This is a genomic window from Jatrophihabitans sp., assembly GCF_036000465.1.
Classification (GTDB): Bacteria; Actinomycetota; Actinomycetes; order Mycobacteriales; family Jatrophihabitantaceae; genus Jatrophihabitans.
In genome coordinates, this window is sequence record NZ_DASYFV010000071.1 from 1 (window position 1) to 21,817 (window position 21,817).

18 protein-coding genes are annotated in these 21,817 nt (G+C 72.1%); 8 read left to right on the forward strand and 10 right to left on the reverse strand.

All coding sequences use genetic code 11. The annotated features are described in order from the left end of the window. Both boxB and boxC read right to left on the reverse strand, forming a co-directional pair. A partial coding sequence (gene boxB, locus VGN18_RS19400) for a benzoyl-CoA 2,3-epoxidase subunit BoxB (RefSeq protein ID WP_327541374.1) occupies positions 1-1,212 on the reverse strand: 1,212 nt, incomplete at its 3' end. A gap of 1 nt (position 1,213) precedes the next feature. Next, positions 1,214-2,878 carry a 2,3-epoxybenzoyl-CoA dihydrolase gene (gene boxC / locus VGN18_RS19405; RefSeq protein WP_327541375.1) on the reverse strand — a complete coding sequence of 555 codons (1,665 nt, stop codon included), beginning with the start codon at positions 2,876-2,878 and terminating at the stop codon, positions 1,214-1,216. 117 nt (positions 2,879-2,995) lie between these two features. Between boxC and VGN18_RS19410 the strand changes: the two genes are divergently transcribed. Together VGN18_RS19410 and VGN18_RS19415 are read left to right on the forward strand one after the other, a co-directional pair. After that, on the forward strand, positions 2,996-3,853 hold the full coding sequence (locus tag VGN18_RS19410) for a PaaX family transcriptional regulator C-terminal domain-containing protein (RefSeq protein ID WP_327541376.1): 858 nt from the start codon (positions 2,996-2,998) through the stop codon (positions 3,851-3,853). A 1-nt stretch (position 3,854) separates the two neighbouring features. Next, positions 3,855-4,346, forward strand: a complete 492-nt coding sequence (locus VGN18_RS19415; protein ID WP_327541377.1) for an RNA methyltransferase — start codon at positions 3,855-3,857, stop codon at positions 4,344-4,346. A gap of 41 nt (positions 4,347-4,387) precedes the next feature. Here VGN18_RS19415 and VGN18_RS19420 read toward each other — a convergent pair whose 3' ends face one another. Next, positions 4,388-5,071 (reverse strand): class I SAM-dependent methyltransferase, encoded by a 684-nt coding sequence (locus VGN18_RS19420; RefSeq protein ID WP_327541378.1) that lies wholly within the window; start codon positions 5,069-5,071, stop codon positions 4,388-4,390. Positions 5,072-5,094: 23 nt separating this feature from the next. On the opposite strand from VGN18_RS19420, the gene VGN18_RS19425 reads away from it, so the two are divergent. The 3 genes from VGN18_RS19425 to VGN18_RS19435 are packed head-to-tail and all read left to right on the forward strand — an operon-like array spanning position 5,095 to position 7,190. After that, positions 5,095-6,150, forward strand: a complete 1,056-nt coding sequence (locus VGN18_RS19425) for a DUF371 domain-containing protein (RefSeq protein ID WP_327541379.1) — start codon at positions 5,095-5,097, stop codon at positions 6,148-6,150. Between the two features lie 9 nt (positions 6,151-6,159). Beyond that, positions 6,160-6,753, forward strand: a complete 594-nt coding sequence (locus VGN18_RS19430) for a class I SAM-dependent methyltransferase (protein WP_327541380.1) — start codon at positions 6,160-6,162, stop codon at positions 6,751-6,753. Positions 6,754-6,761: 8 nt separating this feature from the next. Next, positions 6,762-7,190, forward strand: coding sequence for a hypothetical protein (locus VGN18_RS19435; RefSeq protein WP_327541381.1), 429 nt, complete (start codon positions 6,762-6,764; stop codon positions 7,188-7,190). 21 nt (positions 7,191-7,211) lie between these two features. On the opposite strand, the gene VGN18_RS19440 is transcribed toward VGN18_RS19435, so the two are convergent. The 3 genes from VGN18_RS19440 to VGN18_RS19450 form a co-directional block, all read right to left on the reverse strand. Further along, positions 7,212-9,038 carry an NAD(P)-binding domain-containing protein gene (locus VGN18_RS19440; protein ID WP_327541382.1) on the reverse strand — a complete coding sequence of 609 codons (1,827 nt, stop codon included), beginning with the start codon at positions 9,036-9,038 and terminating at the stop codon, positions 7,212-7,214. 85 nt (positions 9,039-9,123) lie between these two features. Then, positions 9,124-10,308, reverse strand: a complete 1,185-nt coding sequence (locus VGN18_RS19445; protein ID WP_327541383.1) for a GAF domain-containing protein — start codon at positions 10,306-10,308, stop codon at positions 9,124-9,126. A 90-nt stretch (positions 10,309-10,398) separates the two neighbouring features. Further along, positions 10,399-11,073, reverse strand: a complete 675-nt coding sequence (locus tag VGN18_RS19450) for an NRDE family protein (RefSeq protein ID WP_327541384.1) — start codon at positions 11,071-11,073, stop codon at positions 10,399-10,401. A 37-nt stretch (positions 11,074-11,110) separates the two neighbouring features. On the opposite strand from VGN18_RS19450, the gene VGN18_RS19455 reads away from it, so the two are divergent. Continuing rightward, on the forward strand, positions 11,111-12,166 hold the full coding sequence (locus tag VGN18_RS19455; RefSeq protein ID WP_327541385.1) for a hypothetical protein: 1,056 nt from the start codon (positions 11,111-11,113) through the stop codon (positions 12,164-12,166). A gap of 5 nt (positions 12,167-12,171) precedes the next feature. On the opposite strand, the gene VGN18_RS19460 is transcribed toward VGN18_RS19455, so the two are convergent. Then, complete coding sequence (locus tag VGN18_RS19460) at positions 12,172-13,413, reverse strand: aminopeptidase (protein WP_327541386.1); 1,242 nt, start codon at positions 13,411-13,413, stop codon at positions 12,172-12,174. A 141-nt stretch (positions 13,414-13,554) separates the two neighbouring features. Here VGN18_RS19460 and VGN18_RS19465 point away from each other — a divergent pair, with 141 nt between their 5' ends. Further along, entirely contained in the window at positions 13,555-15,150 is a 1,596-nt protein-coding gene (locus VGN18_RS19465) for a metallophosphoesterase family protein (RefSeq protein ID WP_327541387.1), read from the forward strand. 68 nt (positions 15,151-15,218) lie between these two features. Here VGN18_RS19465 and VGN18_RS19470 read toward each other — a convergent pair whose 3' ends face one another. Then, a complete protein-coding gene (locus VGN18_RS19470; RefSeq protein WP_327541388.1) occupies positions 15,219-16,265 on the reverse strand; it encodes an NAD(P)-dependent alcohol dehydrogenase in 1,047 nt (348 codons plus the stop codon). A gap of 30 nt (positions 16,266-16,295) precedes the next feature. Then, positions 16,296-17,336: a sensor domain-containing diguanylate cyclase gene (locus tag VGN18_RS19475; protein ID WP_327541389.1), complete on the reverse strand. Its 1,041-nt coding sequence runs from the start codon at positions 17,334-17,336 to the stop codon at positions 16,296-16,298. A gap of 166 nt (positions 17,337-17,502) precedes the next feature. Here VGN18_RS19475 and VGN18_RS19480 point away from each other — a divergent pair, with 166 nt between their 5' ends. Beyond that, positions 17,503-18,822: an SGNH/GDSL hydrolase family protein gene (locus VGN18_RS19480; RefSeq protein WP_327541390.1), complete on the forward strand. Its 1,320-nt coding sequence runs from the start codon at positions 17,503-17,505 to the stop codon at positions 18,820-18,822. A 358-nt stretch (positions 18,823-19,180) separates the two neighbouring features. Here the strand turns inward: VGN18_RS19480 and VGN18_RS19485 are convergent, their stop codons facing one another. Continuing rightward, positions 19,181-21,202 (reverse strand): fibronectin type III domain-containing protein, encoded by a 2,022-nt coding sequence (locus VGN18_RS19485; RefSeq protein WP_327541391.1) that lies wholly within the window; start codon positions 21,200-21,202, stop codon positions 19,181-19,183. Between the last annotated feature and the right edge of the window lie 615 nt (positions 21,203-21,817).

Genomic DNA, 21,817 nt, shown 5'->3' on the forward strand with positions numbered 1-21,817 from the left:
GAGACCGGAGAACGCCCCGACACGCCGGTTGAAGCCGTGGTGCGGCAGCGCGAGCGTGCGGTCGATGCCCGCAGTTTCGAGCAGCCGGTTCCAGCGCCGCACACCGTTGTTGCAGTCGGTGAAGTACTCCGAACGCAAATCTTGATTGAGCGCGGTGAGCGCCGGGATGCGCGCTGTCTCGATGTGGCCGTCGACAACAACGTCGACGGCAGCGGTCAGGTCGGTGAGTTGATGGTCGTCGTCTCGCCGCTCCTCCTGCCAGCGACCCTTGAGCCCGGCGGTGAAGTAGTTCGCCACGTTTGTCGAGCGCTCCCCGCCGAAGAGGTCGAGCGACACGCTGTAGTGGAAGTTGAGGTAGCGCTGGATGATGTCGAGGGGAATGCCGCCGTGGCGCGCGATGTCGTCGGTGTTGTGCTCGCGCATCAGCTCGGCGGTGCGCCGCACGACGCGATCGATGCCGGTCGTTCCGACCATCATGTGGTGCGCTTCCTCCCGGAGCATGAACCGGCACGTGCGTGACAGCGGGTCGAAGCCGCTCTCGGCGAGGGTGCCGAGCTGAAACTTGCCGTCGCGGTCCGTGAAGTACGTGAACATGAAGAAGGCGAGCCAGTCACGCGTCGGCTCGTTGAAGGCGCCGAGGATGCGCGGTGCATCGACGCTCCCGGAGTGCCGGAGCAGGAGCTGCTCGGCCTGGTCGCGACCTTCGCGCCCGAAGAAGGCGTGCAACAGGTACACCATCGCCCACAGGTGGCGGCCCTCCTCGACGTTGACCTGGAAGAGGTTGCGCAGGTCGTAGAGCGACGGCGCGGTGGCGCCGAGGTTGCGCTGCTGCTCGACGCTGGCCGGTTCGGTGTCGCCCTGGATGACGATGAGGCGCTGCAGATCGGCGCGGTACTCGCCCGGGACCTTCTGCCAGGCCGGCTCGCCCTTGTGCTCACCGAAGCCGATCGCGCGGTCCGTGTCGCGCTCGGCCAGGAAGATGCCCCAGCGGTAGTCCTTCATCGCGACGTGACCGAAGTGGGCCCAGCCCTCGCGCCCGACATTGACCGCAGTGCGCAGGTACACCTCGTCGGTCGGCAGCGTCGGGCCCATCGACTCCCACCAGTTGAGGAAGTTGGGCTGCCACGACTCGAGGGCGCGCTGCAGGCGGCGGTCCTCGTGCAGGTCGACGTTGTTGGGGATCTTCTCGCTGTAATCCGCGGTGGCCGTCAACTCAGACTCGCTTTCGATCGAACTCGGCGCGTTGGCCCGTGCCGAACTTGCGCAGCGCGCCGTCCGGTCCCGACGCGTTGGGGCGGTAGAAGATCCAGTTCTGCCAGGCGGTGAGCCGCCCGAAGATCTTGGTCTCGACGGTCTCCGGGCCGGCGAAGCGGTAGTTGGCCTCGAGGCCGGTGAGGGCGTCGGGGCTGAAGCTGCCGCGTTCCTCGACGGTGATGCGCACCTCGTCGTCCCAGTCGATGTCGTCGGGGGCGAAGGTGACGAGGCCGAGGGATTCGGCGTCCTCGGCGAGCAGCGGTTCGTCCCTGCGCTTCTCGACCGCGGCCAGCGCGGCGTCGTCGCCCCAGAAGCGGGTCTGCAGGCGGGTCAGTCCGTTGCCCATCGGCAGCGGGCCGAGGTTCATCGGGCCGACGGTGATCGCGGCCGGCTCGGCGTCGGGGTCGACGTCCTCGAAGACGCCGAACAGCTGGAAGCTGCGGTCGGCGGCGAGGGCGAGCTCGAGCAGGCTGCCGGCGAACGCGCTGCCGGGCGCGACGAGCGCGACCAGGCTGCGACTTGTGACGTCGAGGCGCTTCAGCGTGCGTTTGAGGTAATGGACAATCTCGTTGACCAACCAGTCGTCGCGGTGGGCGAGCAGCAGAGCGTCGTGGGCGAGCACCTTGGCGGGGTCGCCTGTCGTCTTCAGCACCCAGGTGCCGATCTCGATCTCGTTGGTGCGCAGGTCGAGGATCGCGTCGTCGAGCTCGCGGACGACGGCGAGGCTCCAGAACGCCGCCCCCTGTTCGTGGATCGCGGCGATGTCGGCCGGGGCGTCGGAGTCGGGCGCCGGGACGGTGATGGTGGCGGTGCGGGCGGTGCGGTCGATGGTGACCCCGACGTGGTCGTAGGTGATCGTGTCGGTGTCGCGCTGCTTGCCCAGTGGCGTGAGCACGATGCCCGCGGCGTCAGCCGGGCGGTTCGAGGTCGCCGCGAGCTCGGCCGCCCGCTCGGCCACCACGTCGTCCCACCTCTGGCGGGGCACGACCTCGTCGACGAGGTGCCACTGCACGGCCTTCTGGCCGCCGAGACCCTCGGACTTGGTGGAGAAGTAGTCGGCCCGGTCGCGGCGGACGAAGCGCTTGTCGACGACCCGGGTCAGGCCGCCGGTGCCGGGCAGCACGCCGAGCAGCGGCAGTTCGGGCAGCGACACCGTCGAGGACCGGTCGTCGATGAGCATCAGGTGATCGCAGGCCAGCGCCAGCTCGTAGCCGCCGCCGGAGGCCGTGCCGTTGAGCGCGGCGAGGTAGGTCTGGCCCGAGTTCGCCGTGGCGTCCTCGATGCCGTTGCGGGTCTCGTTGGTGAACTTGCAGAAGTTCACCTTCCAGGGGTGGCTCGACGCCGCGAGCATCCGGATGTTCGCGCCGGCGCAGAAGATCTTCTCCTTGCCGCTGGTCATGACGACGGTGCGCACCTCGGGGTGCTCGAACCGGAGCCGCTGCACGATGTCGTAGAGCTCGATGTCGACGCCGAGGTCGTAGGAGTTGAGCTTGAGCTCGTAGCCGGGGACGAGGCCGCCCTGCTCGTCGACATCCATCGCGACGGTGGCGACCGGACCGTCGGTCGTGACCCGCCAGTGCCGGTAGCGCGCGGGGTCGACCCTGAACTCAACGTGTTCGACCATGCGCGGCTCCGTCCCGTCGATCACCAACGCTCACTAATACTACGTTCACCTGTCGCAACGTCAATGGTTTGTAGAATAATTGTGGTTCTCCTCCGCCGACCCGACAGAATGGGGACGATGGCCGCGCCCCAGCCCCGTGCCCGCGCCGCGGCGCCGACCATGTCGCGGCGCCATGCGGCGGGGTCGGCGAGCGCGCGCGGCGTGCTGTTCACCGTGCTCGGCGAGTTCGTCCTGCCGGGCGACGGCCGGGCCTGGACGTCGGCGTTCATCGAGGTGCTCGGCCGCCTCGGGGTGGAGGAGAAGGCGACCCGGCAGGCCCTCATGCGCACGGCCGCCGACGGCTGGCTGACCTCCGAGCGGATCGGCCGGCGCACCTGCTGGGCCCTCACGCCCGCCGCCGAGCGGCTGCTGAGCGACGGTGCGGCGCGGATCTACGGCTTCACCGGCGTCGGTTCCGACTGGGACGGCCGGTGGCTGCTCGTGCTGGCCCGCGCGCCGGAGAGCGAGCGGCCGGCGCGGCACCTGCTACGCACCCGGTTGACCTGGGCCGGGCTGGGCAGCCCGGCGCCCGGGGTCTGGGTGAGCACGCATGCCGATCGCATCGACGAGGTCGAGCAGGTGCTCGGTGCGGCCGGCGTGTTGCGCGACGCGCAGATCTTCGTGGCCGAGCACCGCGGGCAGGGTCGGCTGCTCGAGCTCGTCCAGGCCGCCTGGGATCTCGACGAGATCGAGGAGCGGTACGAGGAGTTCATCGCCCGCTTCGGCGGGCCGGACCCCGAGGATCCTCTGCTGGCGACGGTCGAGCTCGTGCACGCCTGGCGCCGGTTCCCGTGGATCGATCCCGAGCTGCCCGACGCGCTGCTGCCCACGCCGTGGAGCGGGGCGTCGGCGGCGACGCTCTTCGCCCGGCTGCACGAGCGGCACAGCCCTGCGGCCCAGCAGCTCTGGGCCGAGCTGAACGAGGTGGGTTCGTAGCGTGTTCGAACAGGTGCGCCACCGCCCGCCGGCGGCGCTGGAGCAGCCGCGCGAGCTCGTCGTCGCCTGCGCGCCGATGCGCAGCAACGTGAACCTCTCGACGATCGCGCGGACGGCGGGCTGCTGCGGGGTCGAGCGGATGATCGTCTGCGGCAACGCCCGACTCGACCGGACCATCGCGCGCGACGGCGCCGACAGCGTGCAACTCGAGGTGCGCAACTCGCTGGCGCCGGTGCTCAAGACCCTGCGGCGCGAGGGCTACCGGCTGGTCGGGCTCGAGCAGACGACGAACTCGTCCGACCTGCACCACTACGCCTTCCCGCGGCGCACCGCGCTCGTCATCGGCAACGAACGCCTCGGCCTCACGCCCGAGGAGCTCGAGCTGATGGACGACTGCGTCGAGATCCCGGTGTGGGGGCTGCCGTACAGCTACAACGTCGCCACCGCGACCTCGATGGCGCTCTACGAGTACTGCCGCCAGTACCCGAGCTGAAGGCTCGCCGTCCGCGTCCGCGGCGCCGGCCGGCAAAGCCTCTAATCAGAGGGGCCGGCCGGGGCGCGGTGGGGGTCGATCCGGCCGCGGAGGGCCAGCACGCCGAGTTCGTCGCGGGACGAGCCGAGGCGCTTCGTCCAGGACGTGCCGAGCCCGGCGATGCCGGTGTCGTCGAGGTAGTCGGCGGATTCGAGCCGCCAGCCGGCCCGGGCGTAGGCCGGGGCCAGACCGTCGTCGGCCCGCGCCGACTCCGGCGTCGGCTCGGGCGTCTCGCCCACCTCGACGACCGGCGGGCGCCAAGCGTGCAGGTTGAGGGTGACGAGGAATTCGGCGTCGGGGGCGCACGCGGCGGCGACCGCGGAGAGGACCGGCTCGTCCGGCGTCACCATCGCGCGGAGCAGGCTGCCCCACGGCATGAGCACGTGCACCTCGGTGACCTCGGTGAGTTCCGGCGGGAGCCGCTCGACCGCAGCCCACACGAACAGCGCGTTGGGCGTGCCGCCGCGGGCCGGCTTGGCCGCGGCCCGGGCGGCGGTCCGGCGCATCGCGTCGGGTCCGGCGTCGAGCCCGACGACGAGGGCTTCGGGGTGGCGACGGGCGAGGCTCAGCACGTGCTTGCCGTCGCCGGTGCCGATGTCGAGGATCAGCCGTTCGTACGGCGCCCGGAGGTCGGCGAACGCGGCGGCGCCGAGGTCGATCGTCCGCTTGCCGACCACCTGACGCACGGGCTTGAGCCTAGGCTGTCGACGTGCGACTGACCGGGCGTGGGCACGAGCTGGTCCGCGCGACGCACGCCAAGACCCTGGAGTTCACGCCCGACACGGAGATCACCGCGCGGGCGACCTGCGTGCTCGCGGTCGGGGTCGACGCCCGGCCGGCCGCGCCGCTCGCGGGGCCGGTCCGCATCACCATCACCGTCGGATCCGAGTCGTTCACGCTGCACGCGCGGGCGAACCCGTCATGGGACCCGCGCGGTCCGATGGTCGTGCGGCGGAGCCCGCTACGCCTGCCGGGCACGCTGGCCACGCACGCCGACGCGGCGGCCTCGGACCTCCCGCGCCCGCTGATCGCCGCCCTGCGGGCGGGGGAACCCGTCGAGGTGCTGGTCGAACCCGAGCCGTCGAACGAGCCGACGGTTGTGCTGTTCGCCGCCGATCCCGACCGCCCGGACGACGCGGCGCTGCGGGCCGAGCTCGACGCCGCCGACACCGTGCTGGCCGAGGACCCCGAGGCGGTGCGCCGGATCGGCCGGCACGACGCCCGACCGGGGCCGCGCACCCTCGTCGTCGCCACTCGCGACCTGCCCGGCCGGACGGTCGTCGCCGAGCTCGCGGAGGCCGCGATCGAGACGGTCGGGCTGCCGGCCCGGCTTGCCGTCGCGGCCGCCTCGCCGTCGCGCGGGCCCGTCACGTTCGTCCCGGACGACGCCGACGCCCGCGCGGTCCTGCGCAGCGTGCCGATCGCCCATCGCCTCGTGCTGTCGACGTCACCCGACCGGTTGCCCGCCCTGGTCGCCCTCGCGAAGGAACACCGCGGCACGGCCGGGGGCGTGCTTGCCCAGGAGCACCTGTCACCGACCCGGATCCGGGACGGTGTCGTTGCTGAACTGCCGAGCCAGGACACCGTGCACGTCTGTCTGGACGCCCGCGCCGGCGAGTCGGCGCTCGACCCGGCCGTCCGCGCCGCGATCGCCGGGCTCGTCGCCGACGGCGTGCCGACCAAGACCGCGGCCCGCGCGCTCGCCGAACTCACCGGCTGGCCCCGTCGCCGCGCCTACGAATTCCTGTTGGACGGCCCCGGTTAGCTGGAGCCGATGAGCGAGCCGGGGGACGTCACGATCGCGAGCTACGACGCCACGGTCGACCTCTACGTCGCGCAGACCGCCACGCCGTCGCCGGTCGTCGCGGCCTGGCTCGACCACGTGGCCGACGTCATCGGCCCGGGTCACGTGCTCGAGGTCGGCAGTGGTCCCGGGCACGACGCGCTCCGGCTCGAGGAGCACGGGCTGCGGGTGTCGCGCACCGACGCCACGCCGGGCTTCGTCGATCGGCTGCGCGCGGCCGGGCACGACGCCCGACGCCTCGACCTGCGCAGCGACGACCTCGGCGGCCCGTACGACGCGATGCTCGCCGACGCCGTGCTGCTGCACCTCGACCGGACGCAGTTCGCCGACGTCCTCGCCCGAGCGAGACGGGCCGTCGTCGACGGCGGCGTCCTGGCCTTCACGATCAAGGAGGGCGACGGGGACGAGTGGCACGAACGCAAGCTCGGCGTGCCGCGGCACTTCACCTACTGGCGCGAGCCGGCCGTCCGGGCCGCGCTGGAGAACACGGGCTGGCAGGTCGTCGAACTGGAGCACGTGAGCGGGTTCGAGCCCTGGCTCTACGTCATCGCGCGTACGGCATGATCGCGATCATGCGAGAACCGGACCCGCGCGTGCCGCCCGAGGTCGAGCAGTATCTGATCGACGTCCACAGCCGAGCCGGCGAGATGGGCGGCGCGGTGAGCGGACACGGTCGGGCCGGGGCCCGCGGTGGCGCCCGGGCGGCCGGGCGGCTGCGGACGATCGTCGAGGACCGCGCGGTGCCGAGCGCCAAGACCGGCGCCGTCGCGCAGGCGCAGCTGACCGAGTCCTTCCCCGCCGCGGAACGCCTCCCCGCGCACGCCGACGTCCTGCGCCTGGGCATCCCGGTGGGCCTGATGGGCCTGCAGATGGTGATCGTGGACATCACGCCGGCCGGTGCGGGCTCGCTCCTCGTCCGGGCCTTCGGCAAGGAAGGCCTGATCAGCCGCAAGCCGACGGCACGGACGGCCGACCAGGTGGCGCAACTGCTGGCGAGCTGACCACCGGGCCGCCGGCCGCCCTCACTTCGTGTGGTGGACCTCCTGCAACCCGTAGACCGGGGTGGGGATGCCGACCGAGCGGGCCTTGAGCTGCAGCGCGAGGTAGAGCGAGTAGTGCCGCGACTGGTGCAGGTTGCCGCCGTGCATCCACAGCGCCGGCACCTGGGTCGGCTTCCACATGTTGCGCTGCTCGCCCTCCCACGGGCCGGGGTCCTTGGTGGTGTCCGAGCCGAGGCCCCAGACCTTGCCGAGCTGGTCGGCCGCCTCGGGTGAGATGAGGTCGGCGACCCAGCCGTTCATCGAGCCGTAGCCGGTGGCGTAGACGACGAGGTCGGCCTCGAGCTCGGTCCCGTCCTCGAGCACGACCGAGTTCTCGGTGAGATGGTCGACCTGGCCCCGGACCAGCTTCACGTCGCCGTTGGCGACGAGGTCGGCCGCGCCCACGTCGATGTAGTAGCCCGAGCCGCGGCGCAGGTACTTCATGAACAACCCCGAGCCGTCGTCGCCCCAGTCGTGCAGGAAGCCGGACTTCTCCAGCCGCAGGTAGAAGTCACGATCCCGCTCGGCCATCGCCTCGTAGGCCGGGATCTGGAACTCGTGCAGGATCCGGTAGGGCAGCGACGCGAACGTCAGGTCGGCCTTCTCCGTCGTCATGCCCGAGGCGACCGCCTCCTCGGAGTACAGCGCGCCGAGCCCGATCTCCATGAGGGAGTCGGAGCGGACGATGTGCGTCGACGAGCGCTGCACCATCGTCACGTCGGCGCCGTTCTCCCACAGCGCGCCGCAGATGTCGAAGGCCGAGTTGTTCGAGCCGACGACGACGCATTTCTTGCCCTGGTACGCATCCGGGCCCGGGTGCGCCGACGAGTGGTGCTGGTCGCCGCGGAAGGTGTCCATACCGGGGAAGTTCGGCAGGTTCGCCTTGCCGCTCATCCCGGTGGCGAAGACGAGCTGCTTCGGCCGCAGCACCACCGGCTGGCCCTCGCGCTCGACCGTGACCGTCCACTCACCGGTGGCCTCGTCGTACGTGGCGGACTTCGCCTCGGTGCTCGACCAGTAGTTGAGCTCCATGATCCTGGCGTAGGACTCGAGCCAGTCGGCGATCTTGTCCTTGGGCGCGAAGACCGGCCAGTTCTCCGGGAACTTGATGTAGGGCAGGTGGTCGTACCAGACCGGGTCGTGCAGGCAGAGCGACTTGTAGCGGTTGCGCCACTGGTCGCCGGGGCGCGGGTGCTTGTCGACGATGATCGTCGGGACGCCGAGCTGGCGCAGCCGGGCGCCGAGCGCGACGCCGCCCTGGCCGCCACCAATGATCAGCACGTCGGGCTGCTTGGCGTAGCCCAGCTCGCGGGCCTCGCGGTCGCGCTTCTCGGCCCAGGTCTCGCGCTCGCGGTTCGCGCCGTGCTCGGCCCCCATCGGGCGGCGCCCGCGGGCCGGCTCCTCGTGGCCCTTGAGCTCGTAGAGGGTGGTCAGCAGGGTCCAGGCCCGCGCGTCGTCACCGTCGCCCTTGAGCCGCAACTGCCCGCGCCCGCGCCCGACCGCGGTCTCGAACTCGATCCACGCCTCCGTGACGCCGTCGGCGCCGGCGGGCTCCTCGCCCTCGGTGATCGTCCAGTTGCCGGGACGGACATGGTCGAGCGTCGCCTCCAGCATGGCCGCGATGGCGTCGCGGCCCTCCATGGTCTTGATGTTCCAGGTGAAGGAGATGAGGTCGCGCCAGTAGCAGTCGTCGGCGAACAGGTCGGCGGCCGCGCGGGCGTCCCCGGCGGTCAGCGCCTGGTCGAAGCGCTGCAACCAGCCCTCGACGAGGGTGCGGGCGGGAGAGCTCTGGTCCAGCGTGGCCGTCATCGTGGTCTCCTGTCGTCGGGCGAGACCCTCAACCTGGCCCGCGGGTGACGGTGACGGAAGCGTTGCAGCCGGGTTGCAACTTCCCTCAGGGAACGCGGACCGTCAGCGCCACGCCCTCGGCGATCCGGTAGGGCTGGGTGGTGATGAGCGCGCCGACCAGGCGGCGCAGCCGGCTGATCTCGGCCCGCACCGTGACCGCGTGCTGGTCGTCGCCGTAGAGCGCGCGACTCAGCCGGCCGGCCGACAGACCGCTCGGCCCGGCCGCCCCGAGCTGCCGCAGGATCTCGGCGTGCCGCGGCGACAGCGCGAGCCGCCACGGTGTCGTGCCCGATGTCAGGTGCAGCGCCGGCGGTCCGGTCAGGTCGAGCACCGCGGTCATGCTGCGCTCGGCGCCCGCGGGCCGCAGCAGCCAGCCCTCGCGCAGCCGCTCCGGCACGCAGAGCCCCATGCCGGGAACGGCGATCGCGATGTCGGGCCGCGGGACGTCGATGCGGTCACGCCGGGGCAGCTCGCGCGAGTGGGCCACCCAGCCGAGGTCGTCGACGACGACGGCCGGTCCGGAGATGGTGGCCATGAGGTGCTCGGCCGCGATGCGGATGCGTTCGAGGCGCAGCTCGTGGTGGCACCAGAGCTTCGACTCGGCGAGGCGCACCGCGGTCTCGACCAGCGCCTCGATGGCCGGGTGCAGCGTGAGCGCCGGGCCGCTGATGTCGACGATCCCGAGCAGTTCACCGTCGCGCGGGTCGTGGATCGGGTAGGCGGTGCAGTACCAGGGGTGCTGGCCCTCCTCGAAGTGCTCGGCCGAGAAGAGCTGCACCGGCGCCTCCTCGGCCAGGGCGGTGCCGATCGCGTTGGTGCCGACCCGTTCCTCGGTCCACTCGGCGCCCTCGGTGAAGCCCAACCGGTCGGCCTGGCTGCGCACCCGGGTCGATCCCTCGCGCCACAGGATCACGCCGTCGGCGTCGCTCACGACCATCAGGAAGTGGGACGCGTCGGCGACGCCGCCGACGCTGCGCACGATCTCGTCGAGGACGATCCGCAGCGGCGACTCCTGCCGCCGCCGCTCGGTCTCGGCGAAGGGCAGCGGATCCCGCGCGTTGGGGACGGTGGGATCCAGGCCGGCGCGGACGACGCGGTCCCACGACTTCGCGACGAGCGCCCGCGACAGGGTCGGCGGACCGCTGTGCCCGAGCACGGCATCGTGCACGCGAGCCAGTTCCTTGGCGTAGGCCGACAGGTCGGTGCCGGGCCGGACGGCGCTGTACGACATCGCTGACCTCCGTCCCGGCTCGACGCCCCTGCCAGGCACGATAGGCGACCGCGTGTGGCGTGGACCACTGTCGCCGTCCGATCGACCAGGTCAGCCGGGCCAGCGCCGCTCGGTCCAGGTGCCCTCGAGCCACGGCGTGCGGGAGTGGGCGATGTCGAGCGCGCCCGGCGCGGCCGTGATGAGCTGGCCGAAGACGGTGGCGTAGACGCCGAGCTCGACCTCGTGCCGGACGACGAGCGCCGACTCCTCCGACGACGGCTCGGTCGAGGTCACGACGTCACGCCATGCGGTCGTCTCGAACCGGGGCGCGAAGCGGACCGTCTTGGCGTCGTCGGTGTCGACCCCGCGCGAGGTGATCACGTGCGTCCCCTCGCCGAGGTCGAGCCGGTGCAGCGCGACCGCGTCCCAGACCCACACGGTGACCCCGGACGCCCGGGCCAGCACCAGGTTGAAGCTGGCCATGGTCGCGGGGTCGACCCGCTCGGGCCAGCGGTCGCCCGCGGCCAGCGCGGCCAGCGGCAGGAGCCCCCGCGAGGGCGTCCCCTCCCGGCGTTCGATGCGGTTGAGCAGCAGCGCCGTCGCCCCGCTCGCGACGTCGGACACGCACCAGCTGCCGCCGGCGGAGCGGTCGCGGCCGCCGATCACGCCGGGCTGGTCGGGCCACCACCCGCCCGGGTCGTCGAAGGCCCGGCCGACGAACTCGTCGCGCAGGGCGAGGATGCGCACCGGCGTGTCGGGGTGCCACTCGCAGATGACGGTGCACATCTGGGCAACCTAGCGTCCGGCGGAGTACAAATCAGACATGCGTCGTCGCCCGCTCGCCGTCCTCGCCCTCACCCTCTCCGCCGTGCTGGTCGCCGGCACGTCGCCCGCCGGCGCGCTCCCGGCGCCGCGGCTGCCCTCGTGGCGGCTGGTCGACCCCGGCGTCGCCTCGCACTTCCGCGGGCTGGCCGCGGTGAGCCGGACGGTCGCCTGGCTCGGTGGCTACACCGGCACCGTGCTGCGCACGGTCGACGGCGGGCGCACGTGGAGCAACGTGTCGCCCGCCGGCGCCGAGACCCTGCAGTTCCGCGACATCAGCGCGTCCGACGCGAACCACGCCGTGGCCATGGCCGCGGGCGCGGGCAGCGATTCGCGGCTGTACTCGACCTCGGACGGCGGCCGCACCTGGAGCCTGGCCTACCAGAACACCGACCCGGCGGCCTTCTTCGACTGCATGTCGTTCTACGACCGGCGGCACGGGCTCGTGCTCAGCGACCCGGTCGACGGCCGGTTCCGCATCCTCGCCACGGGCGACGCCGGGCGTACCTGGCAGGTGCTGCCGAACGGCGGCATGCCGGCCGCCGCCGACGGCGAGTTCGGCTTCGCCGCGAGCGGCGAGTGCCTGACGACGTTCGGCCGCGACGCCTGGTTCGGCAGCGGCGGCTCGACCGAGTCGCACATCTACCATTCGCGCGACGGCGGGCTGACCTGGTCGGTCGTGACCACCCCGGTCGTCAGCGGGCCGAGCGCGGGCGTCTTCGGTCTCGCGTTCCGCAGCCCGGTCGAGGGCGTGGCCGTGGGCGGCGACTTCGCCGCGCCCGCCGCCTCCGATGCCGTGGCCGCCACCTCGACCCACCGCGGCGCGTGGCGGCTGTCGGGTTCGATGCCCGGCGGCTACCGCTCCGGCGTCACCTTCGTGCCGCGCCGCCCCGGCGAGGTCCTCGCCGTCGGGCTCACCGGCTCGGACGTCTCGTTCGACGCCGGCCGCACCTGGACCTCGTTCGACACCGGCCAGTTCGACACCGTCGCCTGCGCGCCCGACGGCGCATGCTGGGCCTCGGGCGACCTCGGCCGGGTGGCCGTCCTGCAGCGGTGACCGCTTCAGGCGGTGTCGAGCACGAAGACGTCGCCCCGCGTGATCGGGACGGCACGCCCGTCGGCGTCGATGCCGTCGATCTCGACGGCCGGGCTGCCGACGACAACGTCGACGTGGGTGTTGGACTGGTTGACGCCGACCTCGATCCGCTCGTCGGGCGAGAGCTCGGTGCCGCGCTGGATCGTCGTGGCGAAACCCGACCCGAACGCCACGTGCGAGCCGGCGTTCTCGTCGTAGAGCATGTCGCTGTAGGTCAGCCCGGTGCGGCGCACGGCCGAGTCGCCGTCGACGATCGCAACCTCGCCGAGGTGCCGCGCGCGGGGCACGCCGTCGAGATGGGTCTGCACCGCGACCTCGCCCCGGTCGGCGGCCGCGCCCCGGATCGTGCCGTCGTGGAAGTCCAGGCGCAGGCCGTCGACGAGGGTGTTGACCGCGGCCAGGAAGAACGGCGCGGTGGTGGTGAGGTTGCCGTCGGCGCGGCGCCAGTCGGGTGAGGTGAAGACCTCCTCGGTCGGCATGTTGGGGACGAAGTCGGTGCCGTCGTCGTTCGTCACCGCGCCCGACATCCAGCTCGAGCCGGGCACGAGCCCGACGGTGAGGTCGGTGCCGGGCCCGCGGTAGCGGATGCGGTCGAACCCGCGGGCGTTGAGCAGGTCGCGCCGCTGGTGCAGCTTGGCGATGTGCTGCTTCCAGGCGTCGACCGGGTCGTCCTGGTCGAGCCGCATCGCGACGGCCACCGCCTGCCAGAGCCGGTCGACGTCGGGCTCGCCGAGCACCGTCTGCGCCCACGCCGGGTTGGGCGCACCCACGACCGTCCAGGCGATGAGGTTGGTCGTGATGATCGGCAGGAACTCCTTCATCAGGTCGATCGGCATCGACGCCGCGAGCCGGGCCGGGTCGGCGCCCTCCATCAGCGTCGGGTGCGGATTGCCGGTCAGCGTGATCAGCGCCGGGCGGTCCTCGCGCCAGGCACGGATGCCCTCGACCTGGTGCGGCAGCACGCGACCGAGCTGCTCCTGCGGGGCGTGGTCGACCGCCGCGCGGGTGAGCACCGGATCGGTGTAGTCGATCGTGACGAGGCTGGCGCCGGCGCGGTAGGCCTCCTGCGCGATGACGCGGGCGACCGGGGCGTGCTCGACGGCGCCCCGGATGACGACGCGCTGACCGAACTGGACGTTCACCCCGATCCGCACCACGAGCTTCGCGTAGGCCTCGATCAGCCGGTCAAGTGGTTCGGTCGCCGTCATGGATCCCCGTCCTCGTTCCCGTCATCGGTTCGGGCCTCAACCTACGCGCGTTGATCGTCTCCGCCACCGTTCACCGAGTCGTCGACCGAAGTTTCGCCGGCGTCCGCCGGGTCGACCCCCTGGGCCCGCCAGGCTGCGGGCATGAGCGAAGCCTCCGAGATCTCCCGCCGCAGCCTGCTCGCCGCCCTCGGCCTGACCGGGGCCGCCGCCGGCCTCGGCACGCTCGTCGGCGCCCCCGATGCCGCCGCGGCGGAACCCGGCCGCGGTCCGGCGGGTGGCGCACCGGTCGACACGCCGCCGGTGTCCGGCCTGCACCTCGAGTTCGGCAGCGAACCGAGCACCGAGATGACGGTGTCGTGGCACGGGCGCCAGCCGGTGACCAACGCCCGGGTGCTCATCGCCCGCGAGGGGCTGGCCCTGGAGAAGACGGTGCGCGCGAGCGACCGCAGCTACGTCGACGCCAAGTCGGGGCGGACGGTCTACGCCCAGCACGCGAAGGTCGCCGCGCTGCGACCCGACACCAGCTACGTCTACGCCGCGGTGCACGACGGTGCGGCACCGCAGTTCGGCGCGTTCCGCACCGCCCCGGCCGGCCGGGCGGCCTTCACCTTCACCAGCTTCGGCGACCAGGGCACCCCGACCGTCGGGCGCAGGTACACGCCGCCGCCCGGCGTCACGATCGCCAACCCGCCCTACGTGAACGACAACCTCGGCTCGCCGGCCGCGAGCGACACCACGGCCGGCGTCGAGCGGGTCGCCCCGCTGCTGCACCTGTTCAACGGCGACCTCTGCTACGCCAACCTCGCCGACGACCGGGTGCGCACCTGGCAGGACTTCTGGGACAACAACACCCGCAGCGCGAGCAACCGGCCGTGGATGCCGGCCGCGGGCAACCACGAGAACGAGCTCGGCAACGGGCCGATCGGTTACCAGGCCTACCAGACCTACTTCTCGCTGCCGCCGGCCTCGGGGCAGGACGATGTCACGCGCGGTCTCTGGTACGCGTTCACCGTCGGCTCGGTGCGCTTCATCAGCCTCAACAACGACGACATCTGCTACCAGGACGGGGGCAACAGCTACGTCCGCGGCTACTCCGGCGGCGCGCAGAAGGCCTGGCTGGAGCAGGAGTTGCGCGACGCCCGCAGCGACCGCGGCGTCGACTGGATCGTCGTGTGCATGCACCAGGTCGCGATCAGCACGGCCAACAACTTCAACGGCGCCGACCTCGGGGTCCGGCAGGAGTGGCTCCCCCTGTTCGACGAGTACGGCGTCGATCTCGTCGTCTGCGGCCACGAGCACCACTACGAGCGGACGCTGCCCATTCGCGGGCAGCAGGACAACGCGACACGGACTCCCATACCTCGGGGTACGGCAACCGACGTGATCGACACCGAGAGCGGGACGGTGCACATGGTGATCGGCGGCGGCGGCACCTCGGCCCCGTCGAACCAGCTGCTGTTCGACCCCCCGCAGTGCCGCGTGATCGTCTCGGTCGGCGCGCCCGATCCGACCACCGGCAAGCGGGCCCCGGTGTACGTGACCGAGCCGAGCGCGCCCTGGTCGGCCGCGCGCGACAAGGCCCAGGCCTACGGCTTCGCGGCGTTCGAGGTCGACCCGGGGCGCAGGCGGGGTGGCCTCACGTCCATCACCGTCACCTACTACGAGGTCGTCGGCACGTACGGCGAGATCCGCCCGTTCGAGACGTTCACTCTGCAGCGGCGCCGCAGCGACGGCTGACCGCCACGACGACGCCGGCCGGACCCGAGTGGGTCCGGCCGGCGTCGTCGTGTCGCGTCCTGGAACGTCTAGAACGTGGCGGTGTCGATCACGAAGCGGTAGCGGACGTCGCTGTCGACGACGCGGTCCCACGCCTCGTCGATCTGGTCGCCGCTGATCTTCTCGACCGTCGCGCCGATCTTGTGCTCGGCGCAGAAGTCCAGCATCTCCTGCGTCTCGCGGATGCCGCCGATCATCGAGCCGGCCCACGAGCGGCGCATCGGGATGAGCGCGAACGCCGGCACCTCGAGCGGCTCGGACGGCGCGCCCACGTTGACCAACGTGCCGTCGAGCTTGAGCAGCGACAGGTACTTCCCCATCGGCAGGTGCGCCGACACGGTGTTGACGATGAGGTCGAAGGAGCCGGCCAGCTTCTCGAACGTCGCGTCGTCCTTGGTGGCGTAGTAGTGGTCGGCACCGAACGCCTTGCCGTCGTCCTCCTTGGACAGCGACTGCGACAGGACGGTGACCTCCGCGCCCATGGCGTGCGCGATCTTGACGCCCATGTGGCCGAGGCCGCCCATGCCGACGACGGCGACCTTCTTGCCCGGGCCGGCGTTCCAGTGGTTCAGCGGCGAGTAGAGGGTGATGCCGGCGCAGAGCAGCGGCGCGGCCTCCTCGAGCGCGATGCCCTCGGGGATGCGCAGCACGAAGTCCTCGTCGACGACGATGTGCGTGCTGTAGCCGCCGTCGGTCCAGGCGTTGTCCTTGTGGTAGTCCTGCGCGTTGTAGGTGCCGACGTTGCCCTTGAGGCAGTACTGCTCCTCGCCGGCCTTGCAGTTCTCGCACTCCCGGCACGAGTCGACCATGCAGCCGACGCCGACGCGGTCGCCGACCGCGTGCTTGCTGACCTCGCCGCCGACCTCCTCGACGGTGCCGGCGATCTCGTGGCCGGGCACGAGCGGGAAGTGCGACTCGCCCCACTCGTTGCGGGCGGTGTGGATGTCGGAGTGGCAGATGCCGGCGAAGGCGATCTTGATGAGCACGTCCTTCGGGCCGAGGTCACGGCGCTCGATGGTCGTCTTCTCGAAGGGGGCCTTCGCGGCGGGGGTGGCGTAAGCGGTTACGGTGCGCATGTTCCTGGCTTACCCGAAGTGGTTGGCAGATCAACCAGCTGGTTCGTGTTGACGTCGCCACACCGGCCGGGCGACGACGGGGATCGCCCGGCGGGCGCGCTTGTCGGCGTACATGCGGCGGTCGGCGTCGGCCAGCACCGCGTGCAGGCTGGAGGAGGCGGCGGCGCGGGACAGCCCCACGCTCACGCCGACCCGCACCGCCCCGGCCCGGGTCAGCACCGGCTCGCGCGTCGTGGCCCGGATGCGTGCCTCGACGGCCGGCACGCTCTCGTCGTTCAGGTCGTCGCAGAGCAGCACGAACTCGTCCCCACCGACGCGGGCGACGACGTCGGAGGGGCGCACCGCGGCGCGCAGCCGGCGGGCGATCTCGACCAGCACCTCGTCGCCGACGTCGTGACCGAACGTGTCGTTGACCGCCTTGAACCCGTCGAGGTCGCAGTAGAACACCGCCGGCAGCGACGGCGCGGCGCGCTCGGTGTCCCGCATCAGGCTGCGCAGCGTGCGCCCGTTGGCGAGCCCGGTGAGCGGGTCGTGGTCGGCGAGGTGCTGCAGGTCGCTCAGCATCTCGACCATCTGGGCCCGCTGCCGCCGCAGCTCGAAAAGATGCCCGACCTGGGCGGCGAGATCCTCGAGCGCGGCGATCGCACCCGGGGTCAGCTCGCGCGGCTCGTTGCCGACGACGCAGAGGGAACCGACGGCGAACCCGGCGCCGTCGCGCACCGGCACGCCGCAGTAGAGACGGATGTCGTCCACCACGCCGTTGACGAACGGGCTGTCGGCGAAGCGCCGGTCGGCGCTGGCGTCGCTGACGTGGATCAGGCGCCCCTCGGCCACGGTGTGCTGGCACAGCGAGTCCTCGCGGGCGAACACCCCGGGCTCGCCGCCGGCCACGGAGGCCTGCACCTGCCGGTCGGCGTCGATGAGGTTCAGCACGGCCACCGGGGCGCCGGTCACCGCGGTGGCGAGGCGTGTGATCGCGTCCAGATCCGGTGTCGGTGGCTGGTCGAGCACGCCCAATGCCCGCAGCGCGGCCACCCGGGCCCCGTCGTCGACCGGCAGTTCAGCCCTCACGCGGCACCGCTCTTTCCACACGTCACGGGTGGTTCATCGTCTGAACAACCTGGTTTGTTGAGGACGCAATGACCGGGCGGGCCTTTGGTCCCGCGGTTCGCGTAGGGCCCGGCCCCGGGCCGGCACCGTCTCCGCGATCGGCATAAAGATCTTGCTCCGCCCGCCGATGACCACCTACGGCGACGCCAACTCGTCCGGGATCGGCCCGCAACGGACCGGCCCGTCACCGTCTAGAGGTCTCGTGCTCCACCGTCGCGCTCTCCGCCGCACCGCCCGGCTCGCCCTCGCCGCCGGCGTCGCGCTCACCGCCGTTGCCCTGGTTCACCCGGGCATCGGCCTCGCGGCGGCCGCCCCTGTCGGCGGGTCGCAGGCGCCCGCCGCGCCCGGCCCGGCCGTCGTCACCGGCCACGCGGACTCCGTCGCCGCGGTCACGGGCGGCATCCGCGTCTTCGGGTGGTCGGTCGATCGTGGGCACCCGCGCGCGGAGGTGAGGGTCGACGTGCACGTGGGCTCCCTCGCGCCGGTCCGCCTGCGCGCCGTCGGCCGACGCGCCGACGTCGCTCGCGCCCATCCGAGCTACGGCCCGTTGCACGGTTGGTACTACGTGCGGCGAGTCCCGGCGGGCGCCTACCGGGTGTGCGTCACGGCGGTGTCGAGCCCGGCGCGCAGCTTCGGCTGCCGGTCGGTCACCGTTGCCCCGATCGAGTACGTCGCCCTCGGCGATTCCTACACCTCCGGCCCGCGGCTGTCCGGCTCCACGTATGCCGACATCCCCTGCTACCGGTCCAAGGTCAACTACCCGCACCTGACGGCGCGCGCGCTCGGCCTCGCGCTGCACGACGCATCGTGCTGGGGCGCGCACACGTCGAACCTCACCTACGCGCAATCCCCGCGGAACTCGCCGCAGCACAACCGGCTGTCGGCCTCGACCCGCGTCGTCAGCGTCCTGTATGGGCTCAACGACATCGGGTTCGGCAACATCGTCACCGCGTGCGCGTCCAGCTCCCCGACCGGACCGTCCCGCTCCGGGCGGCGCACCTGCCGCGACTACTACCGGCACGGGACCGACGACGTCCTGCTCGACCGGGTCGCTGCGTTCCGCACCGACTTCCTCGCCGCGCTGCGCCTGATCCGCGCCGAGGCACCGCACGCCACGGTGTTCGTGCTCGGGTACGAATCGGCGTGGTCGCCGAACGCAACCGGCTGCTGGGCGAAGGACTACCCGGTGCAGGACTCCGACACCCGCTACCTCGCCGGCATCGTGCGGGCACTCGTGACCGCGGCGTCCGGCGACGCGGCCGCCGTCGGCGACAAGTTCGTCGGCCTGTACGCCGCGTCCGTGACGCACACCCCGTGCGGGCCGGCTGCCCAGCGCTGGGTCGCCGGGTACGGCCCCGGCCCCGGCATGCACCCGACGAACCTCGGGCACCGGGAAGCGGCCCTGCGCCTCGAGGCCGCCATCAGCCGGACCGTGCTCCTGCACTGACAGCGCGGCTGAGAGCGTTGCCTCACTTCACCGCGGCTGGCCGCCGTTACGACGGCCCGACGACGTCAAGGCCGGCCAGCTCGGCGGCTGCGGCGAGCTCACGTCGTGGTGATCATCTCATCGACTCCGACCCGCGACGCGGCCGCAAGGTGGATCGCATCATTCGGGCGGCCCGCCCCGGCAAGGCACCCGCGGTGAGCAGGTCTCCCCGGGTGACGTCGATCAAGCAGGCGGCCTCCGTGACGAGCCCGACCGCGTGCAGCTCGGTGTCGAGGCGACCGCTGCTGGTCAAGCTCCCCGTCGACACGCGTAACCCGGCGACCAATGCGTCCCTGTCGGTTGAGGTGGTGCTGGGTGGTCAGAACCAGGCGATGTCGGCCCGGCGGTTGGCGGCCATGCTTCCGGCGACGGGCAGTGCGCTGCCGTCGGAGACGACGAGGCGGACGTGGACACCGTGACGGCGGAGGTAGGTGGCGACGGCGTTTGCGCGGGCCTGGCCGAGCTGGATGGCGAACGGAGTGGCCGGGTGGTGTGGAGCTTTGGCGGCCTTGCCGAACACGGTGACCAGGCCGGAGCGGCGCAGGGCTCGGAGTAGGGCGTGCAGGCGGGTGTAATCGCGGCGGGTGAGGTTCGCTGAGTCGGGGCCGAAGTAGACGTGGGCCTGGTGCAGCGGAGTGCCGTGCCCGTGGCCGGTGGTCTTGGTGACGGTGATGGTGCGCCGGATGGTCGTGTGGTTGCTGTTGATGGTGAGGGTGCAGCGGCCGGGGTTGAGGAAGACGACGGTGCGGCCGGTGACGAGGCAGACCGTCGGGGTGAGGCTGGCGACCCGCGTGCTGACGGGGACGGTGAGGGTCGTCATGGGGCCGACGTGGGTCGGGAACGTGACCGGCTTCGGCTTCGGGGTCGGCGTGGACGTGGGCTTCGGGGTGACGGGGTCGGTCGGGTTGGTAGCGCCGGGGCTGGTGCCGGTGGCGTTGGCGGCGGTGCCGGTGAGCGTGTACCGGGTGGTGTCGGTCAGGCCGGTGATCGTGCAGGTGCCGACGCCGTGGACGAGCTGGGCGGCCGGGATGGTGCAGGTGCGCCCGCTCGGGGTGGCGGTGACGGTGTAGCTGGTGGCCGGGTCGCCGGTCGGGGCCGGGGTGATGGTGACGGTGAGCTGCCGGTCGCCCGGGACGACCTTGGTGATGGTCGGCGGAAGCGGTGCGGTTACGGGCAGGCCGGGCAGCGTGACGGGCGCCGAAGCGGCCGACGGGGTGGAGTCGCCCTGCGCGTTGCGAGCGGTCACGGTGAACGTGTAGGTGGCGCCGGGGGTGAGGCCGGTGATGACGCACGGCGCGAAGCTGCTGGCGGCGTCGGTGGAGCAGGTGCCGCCGTTGTGGTCGGCGCTCACGGTGTAGGTGTCCGGGCCGGTGGCGGTCGGGTCGGGGTTCGGGATGACGGCGACCGTGGCGGACTCCGGGGTGGTGGTGACGGCGCCGACGGTGGGGGTGGCCGGGGCCGTGACGGGCAGGGTCACCGGGGCGGAGACGGTCGAAGGGTCGGAGGCACCTTGGGTGTTGGTGGCGGTGACGGTGAAGGTGTAGGTGGCGCCGGGGGTGAGCCCGGTGATGGTGCACGGCCCGAAGCTGGTCGCGGCGGTGGTGGTGCAGGTGGCGCCGCCCGGGGTGGCGGTCACGGTGTAGGAGTCGGGGTCGGAGACGGCGATCGGGTTGAGGTTCGGGACGACGGCGACGGTGGCTGTGGTGGCGGTGGTGGTGACCGTGCCGACGCTCGGCGTGTTCGGCAGCGTGCCCGGCAGGGTCACCGGGTCGGACAGGGTCGGGGTCGAGTCCATCCGCTGGCCGTTGGGAACGATGGTGGCGACGGCGGTGAACGTGTACGTGTGGTCCGGGCTCAGGCCGGGGATCGTGCACGCGATGGGGTAGGCGTTGTTGGGGACGCAGCTCCGGCCGCTGGGCGTGGCGGTGACGGTGATCCACACATGGAGACCGTTCACTGCGGGGGCTTGGGTGAGGTGCGCGGTCGCGCTGGTGGGGGTGGTGGTGATGGCGTCGAACACCGGCGGGGAAGGCGGCGGGATCGCCGTCATCGTGGGGACCGAGACCGACGATCCGGAAGTCCCGAACATGTTGCTCGCGGTCACGGTGATGTTGATCGGGGTCCCGGCGGTCAGGCCGGTCACGGTGCAGTCCATGGCCACCGTCGGGTCGATGGTGCAGCCTGGGAGTGTGCCGCTCGTGGCGGCGTCGCGCAGGTGCACGGTGTAGTTGTTGACCATGTCCTGGGCCGGGTTCGCCGCGACGGCGACATCGACGGAACTGGTCGTGACGGCGATCGTGTGCACCCCGGTCGGCGCGGACGGCACGCTCGGGGCCCCCATGGCAGAAGCCGGGATCGCAGCGGCGAACACGGTGAGTGCGGACGCGGCAGCGAGCAAGGCGGGGATACCGCGACGAGAGAGGAACTTCATGTTCGGGTGTGTCCTTTCAGGACCATCAGAAGACGCGCGGCATACCTGTTGATCATCGACCGAGCCCGGGGACACATGAACGTCTGCCGCACCGAATGATCAATTGCTGTCCATCCACCGCGCCCGGCACAGCGAGTCTCAAGTACCAAGATCGGGCGGTCGGCCCGTGATCATCGGCCCACGCTGAGAACGCGGCCCGCCGGGCGGACGGGTGCAGAGCTGGTGGCCGCCGGCCACCGGGCCGGCGCTTTCGAGGCCCGACCACAGGAGACCGGCGAGACCCGGAGGCGGCGGCGCAGGCTCGCGACGAAGCACGGGCTGAACCGGCCCGAGCCACTTGTCAGGTCGAGCAGTTCGGCGCGCGCGTCCAGGGGGTGGGCACCGAGCCGGAACGGCTGGCCACCGCGCTGGCCGCAGGCAGGCACGACGGCGGGCTACCGCGACCACCAGGCCCAGATCCGGGGCCTGCAGCGGAGGGCGAGGGATTCGAACCCTCGAGAGGTTTCCCCCTAGCGGTTTTCAAGA

What these genes read in the sequence shown, in the direction of transcription:
- VGN18_RS19455 (WP_327541385.1), top strand. Translation starts at nt 11,111, where the DNA reads ATGCGTCGTCGCCCGCTCGCCGTCCTCGCCCTCACCCTCTCCGCCGTG.
- VGN18_RS19440 (WP_327541382.1), bottom strand. Translation starts at nt 9,038, where the DNA reads ATGACGGCCACGCTGGACCAGAGCTCTCCCGCCCGCACCCTCGTCGAG.
- VGN18_RS19435 (WP_327541381.1), top strand. Translation starts at nt 6,762, where the DNA reads ATGCGAGAACCGGACCCGCGCGTGCCGCCCGAGGTCGAGCAGTATCTG.
- VGN18_RS19485 (WP_327541391.1), bottom strand. Translation starts at nt 21,202, where the DNA reads ATGGGGGCCCCGAGCGTGCCGTCCGCGCCGACCGGGGTGCACACGATC.
- VGN18_RS19460 (WP_327541386.1), bottom strand. Translation starts at nt 13,413, where the DNA reads ATGACGGCGACCGAACCACTTGACCGGCTGATCGAGGCCTACGCGAAG.
- VGN18_RS19465 (WP_327541387.1), top strand. Translation starts at nt 13,555, where the DNA reads ATGAGCGAAGCCTCCGAGATCTCCCGCCGCAGCCTGCTCGCCGCCCTC.
- VGN18_RS19430 (WP_327541380.1), top strand. Translation starts at nt 6,160, where the DNA reads ATGAGCGAGCCGGGGGACGTCACGATCGCGAGCTACGACGCCACGGTC.
- VGN18_RS19480 (WP_327541390.1), top strand. Translation starts at nt 17,503, where the DNA reads ATGACCACCTACGGCGACGCCAACTCGTCCGGGATCGGCCCGCAACGG.
- VGN18_RS19445 (WP_327541383.1), bottom strand. Translation starts at nt 10,308, where the DNA reads ATGTCGTACAGCGCCGTCCGGCCCGGCACCGACCTGTCGGCCTACGCC.
- VGN18_RS19470 (WP_327541388.1), bottom strand. Translation starts at nt 16,265, where the DNA reads ATGCGCACCGTAACCGCTTACGCCACCCCCGCCGCGAAGGCCCCCTTC.
- boxC (WP_327541375.1), bottom strand. Translation starts at nt 2,878, where the DNA reads ATGGTCGAACACGTTGAGTTCAGGGTCGACCCCGCGCGCTACCGGCAC.
- VGN18_RS19410 (WP_327541376.1), top strand. Translation starts at nt 2,996, where the DNA reads ATGGCCGCGCCCCAGCCCCGTGCCCGCGCCGCGGCGCCGACCATGTCG.
- VGN18_RS19450 (WP_327541384.1), bottom strand. Translation starts at nt 11,073, where the DNA reads ATGTGCACCGTCATCTGCGAGTGGCACCCCGACACGCCGGTGCGCATC.